At 76.2% G+C, this 3,465-nt stretch carries 7 protein-coding genes; all 7 read right to left on the bottom strand.

The window, feature by feature from the left end; translation table 11 throughout:
- Positions 1-1,409, bottom strand: a 1,409-nt coding sequence (locus ACFC1F_RS42905) for a hypothetical protein (protein ID WP_376167219.1), incomplete at its 3' end; no start/stop codon positions are given.
- A 17-nt stretch (positions 1,410-1,426) separates the two neighbouring features.
- Positions 1,427-1,852, bottom strand: a complete 426-nt coding sequence (locus tag ACFC1F_RS42900; protein ID WP_376167217.1) for an ATPase — start codon at positions 1,850-1,852, stop codon at positions 1,427-1,429.
- 52 nt (positions 1,853-1,904) lie between these two features.
- Positions 1,905-2,045 (bottom strand): hypothetical protein, encoded by a 141-nt coding sequence (locus ACFC1F_RS42895; RefSeq protein WP_376167215.1) that lies wholly within the window; start codon positions 2,043-2,045, stop codon positions 1,905-1,907.
- 16 nt (positions 2,046-2,061) lie between these two features.
- Positions 2,062-2,472, bottom strand: coding sequence for an RRQRL motif-containing zinc-binding protein (locus tag ACFC1F_RS42890; protein ID WP_376167213.1), 411 nt, complete (start codon positions 2,470-2,472; stop codon positions 2,062-2,064).
- 2 nt (positions 2,473-2,474) lie between these two features.
- Positions 2,475-2,792: a hypothetical protein gene (locus ACFC1F_RS42885; RefSeq protein WP_376167211.1), complete on the bottom strand. Its 318-nt coding sequence runs from the start codon at positions 2,790-2,792 to the stop codon at positions 2,475-2,477.
- A complete protein-coding gene (locus ACFC1F_RS42880; RefSeq protein ID WP_376167209.1) occupies positions 2,789-3,136 on the bottom strand; it encodes a hypothetical protein in 348 nt (115 codons plus the stop codon). Before ACFC1F_RS42880 ends, ACFC1F_RS42885 begins: the two co-directional genes overlap by 4 nt.
- 16 nt (positions 3,137-3,152) lie before the next feature.
- On the bottom strand, positions 3,153-3,302 hold the full coding sequence (locus ACFC1F_RS42875; protein ID WP_376167207.1) for a hypothetical protein: 150 nt from the start codon (positions 3,300-3,302) through the stop codon (positions 3,153-3,155).
- Positions 3,303-3,465: the final 163 nt, after the last annotated feature.

Genomic DNA, 3,465 nt, shown 5'->3' with positions numbered 1-3,465 from the left:
TGCAAGAGGACGTCGGCGGCGGAGGAGAGGCTGAAGGTGGCGGCGGTGCCGTCGAGGTCGGTCACGGTGGTGGGCTCCTTCACGGTGGGCTTGCCGAGGGTGATCGGGACGACGAAGGGGGTGCGGTCGGGGCGGCTGGGGCGGCCGAAGACCTCGAACACGAGGTCGTCGGTGGTCGGGGTCGGGGTCGGGCGGCCGGGGATGTTGACGCTCTGTGCGGGGACCGGCACGTCGGGCAGCGAACTCCCGGCCTGGCCGGCGGCGGGTCCGGTCGCGGTGGGTTCGGCGGTGCCGCGGATCGCGGCGTCCCGGGCGTCCCGCACGGCGCGGGCGCGGGCGGCCATCCGGGTCCAGACGCGGCGCATGTGGCCCGCGACCTTGCCCTTGTGGCGCCAGTTGCCTACCGCCGCCGACGCGAGACCGACCAGCCCGGTCGCGGCCACGGCGCCGGCCATCCGGGCGCGGTGGCGCATTGCCGAGCGGCGCAGGGCCTTCGCCTGCACCGGGGAGACGCCCCCGCGACCGGACCGAGAGGCGGTGCCCCTGGACACCGCCGTCCCGGCGCCGGTGGCCGGGTCGATCCCGGCCGCCCGTTCGGCCTTGGCCTGGCCCTTCGCTACCCGCCGGGCCGTACGCTCGGCAACCTTCGCCAACCGCTCGTCCCTGCGCGCGGCCCGGCGGACACCCCCCGGATCGGCGGCCGCCCCGGCAGCGCCGGCGCGGCTGGCGCCGGCGGCCCTGGCCAGGGTGTGGGCGGCGCCGGACGCCACCCGGTGCCGCAGCCCGTTCCCGGACCGGCCGGCCTTCCCCGCGCGGCTGTTCGGCGTTCCGGGGGCGGAAGTGCTGCCGGACGCTCCGGCGGCACTGCGGTGGGCGGTCGGGGACGGTGTGGTGGCCGGTCGGCCCATGGCGGACGGTCCTTTCCGATGCGCGGCGGGCTGGGCGGGGACGGACGCGGACCGATGGAGCGTGCCGCCGCCGCGGGCGCCCGCAGCCCCGTGGCGGCCCTGCGCGGAGCCGGAGGTGGAGCCACCGGCCTGCGGCGCGGTGCGGCGGCCGGCGGCGGGGGCGAAGACACCACCCGCCCCCGCACGCTGGGCAGCGGCCCGTCGTACGGCGGCGTTCGGGGTGCGCCGGCGGGTGGCGTGGACCCGGCGGGCCAGGCCGCCGATCGCGGCCGCCCCGGCAGCGGCCCCAGCCACGGCCAGGGTGGCCGGGCCACCGAGGGACAGAGCCCCGGCGCCGAGGCCGCCGAGCGCGTTCGCCACAGCCACCGCGAGCGGCACACCGGGCACCGCCCCGGTGGGCGGAGCCGGGGGAGTCGTCGTCGGGGCGGTGGCCGTGGCGGGTGGTGGGGTCTGGGGAGCGGGAACGACCTCGACCAGGGCCGGGGCAGGGGATTCGGACACGGCGGTGCCTCCCGTCTTCACTGCCGGGCCGGGGCGACGGCATCGCCGGTGGCGGTGCGCTCGACCACGGGCTTGGCCAGGTCGCGGTGGGTGAGGGTGACCCGGGTGCCGGTCTTGCCCAGGCGCCGGGCCAGCGCCATGGCGACCGTGGCGGCGCGGTGACGGCCGCCCGCGCACCCGACGGCGACGGTCAGCGGCGCCTCGGTGGGGCCGGCGTCGAACGCGTCGACCAGCAGCGCGGTGGAGGTGATCAGCTCCCGGATGCCCGGGGTCGCCATCACCGCCTGACGAACCGGCAGGTCGTGGGCGTTCATGTAGCGCAGAGCCGGGCGAACGTGCGGGTCCAGGAAGTGCCGGCGCAGATCGAGCACGAGGTTCGCGCCCGCGGGCGGGGCGCCGTGCAGGTAGCCGAACGAGACGACGTTGATCTCGGTCAGGGCCATGACAGGGTCTCCCTTGCGGAAGTGGCAGCGGTGCAGGTCAGAGCAGTGGGGATCAGATGTCGTCGCAGCGGATCTGGTAGCAGTCGGCGCAGATCGGGATGATCCACTCCTCGTTGTTGACGTCCTGCGCGAACGGGTCCGCGCAGGTCTCGACGTCCGGCTTGCTCTCGCCGCAGAAGTAGCAGCAGTCCATAGCGGGTCCTTCCTGGTCAGGCCGCGACGGCCTGCGGGTGGCAGCCGGAGGCGAGCAGCTCGGCGGCGTCGGCGCAGGGCAGGCAGGTGCCGAGGTGGGCGGGCAGGACGTAGCCGGCATCCGTGCCGCACTCGGGGCAGGTGCGGCGCGCGGCGTTGGCCTTGGCGAGGGCAGCGGCCCGGCCCGGGGTCATGGGGCGGACGGGCTTGGCCAGGGTGAGGCGGTAGAGGTAGGCGGCCCGCACGCCGGTGGTGGTGCGGCGGGAGCGCCAGAGGATTTGTCCGGCGACGGGCTGTCCGCCGGGGCGCAGGCCGCGGGCGCGGAGCTGTCGGCGGGTGAGCAGGCCGGCCGGGGCCATCCGCCACGGGTAGGTGGGGGTGCCGCCGTGCCGGTCACCGGACGGGTCCCAGAAGCAGGGTCGGCCCACGGCTACTCCCTGGGGGTGTCGGCGACGGCGAACAGGTCCACCGGCACGCCGCCGACCTCGCCGGCGGCGCGCAGGCACGCGCCGTGCCGGCAGGCGGCGTAGTTGATCGAGGACGGGTCGAGGTCGAGGGCGGCCCGCCAGTGCTCGAACCGGGTGAGCGAGCCGTGGATGACCAGGCACACGCCCCAGTCCGGCTCGCCGGTGTCGGTCTCGTACTCGCACAACTCGAACCCGTCGGGCTGCATGTCGTCGCCGTGCTCGGCGAGCAGCGTGAGCAGCACGTGGGCGGCGTCGTCCCGGGTGGTGAGCTGGGTGGTCACGACAGCTCCTCGTCGCCGGCGGTGGGCAGGGTGTAGAAGCCGGCCACCTCGATGGGGACGCCGTGGCGGGTGCCGTGGGCGGACAGCCACCGGGTGGTGCCGGTCTTGCCGCTGTCGGTGGTGGCGGGGTCCAGGTCCAGGGCCTCGCGCCACTGCTCGAAGGCGGTGAGGCCGCTGTGGAGCGACAGCTTCACGCCCCACGCGCCGAACGGGAGGTCGGTGCCGGGCTCGAAGAACTGCTGCACCTGGGCGACGGGGGCGGGCAGGTCGGTGTGCGCGGTGAGGATGGCCAGCAGGGCACCGGCGGCGTTGATCTGACTGGTCGTGGTGTGCAGGGTGTCCATGGCGGGTCCTTCCTGGTCAGGCCGCGACGGCCTGCGGGTAGCCGGAGGCGATCAGCTCGGCGGCCTCGGCGCGGCGCGTCGAGGCGGTGGCCGGGGAGACGTCGAGGGTCTCGGCGATGGTCTTGAGTTCGACGGCCTCGGGGTTGCCGCCGGCCGCGAGGATCATGCGGGCGACCCGGCGGGTGGCGCGGGCGGCCGGGGTCAGCTTCGCCGCGTCCTCGGCTTCAACCGCGTGCAGCTCCGTTTCAGCGGCACGGGCCCGTGCTTCAAGCGCGCGCAGCAGGGAGGCCCCGGAGGCTTACTCGTCCTCGATCCGGGCGCGCTCGGCG

The organism is Kitasatospora sp. NPDC056181 (assembly GCF_042266225.1).
Lineage (GTDB): Bacteria > Actinomycetota > Actinomycetes > Streptomycetales > Streptomycetaceae > Kitasatospora.
Note: the sequence above shows the minus strand (reverse complement) of the source record. Positions and strands in the feature narration are given on the sequence as shown.

Bases quoted from the DNA above. Each gene is read 5' to 3' on its own strand.
- ACFC1F_RS42880 (WP_376167209.1), bottom strand. From the start codon at position 3,136: ATGGACACCCTGCACACCACGACCAGTCAGATCAACGCCGCCGGTGCC.
- ACFC1F_RS42900 (WP_376167217.1), bottom strand. From the start codon at position 1,852: ATGGCCCTGACCGAGATCAACGTCGTCTCGTTCGGCTACCTGCACGGC.
- ACFC1F_RS42875 (WP_376167207.1), bottom strand. From the start codon at position 3,302: ATGATCCTCGCGGCCGGCGGCAACCCCGAGGCCGTCGAACTCAAGACC.
- ACFC1F_RS42895 (WP_376167215.1), bottom strand. From the start codon at position 2,045: ATGGACTGCTGCTACTTCTGCGGCGAGAGCAAGCCGGACGTCGAGACC.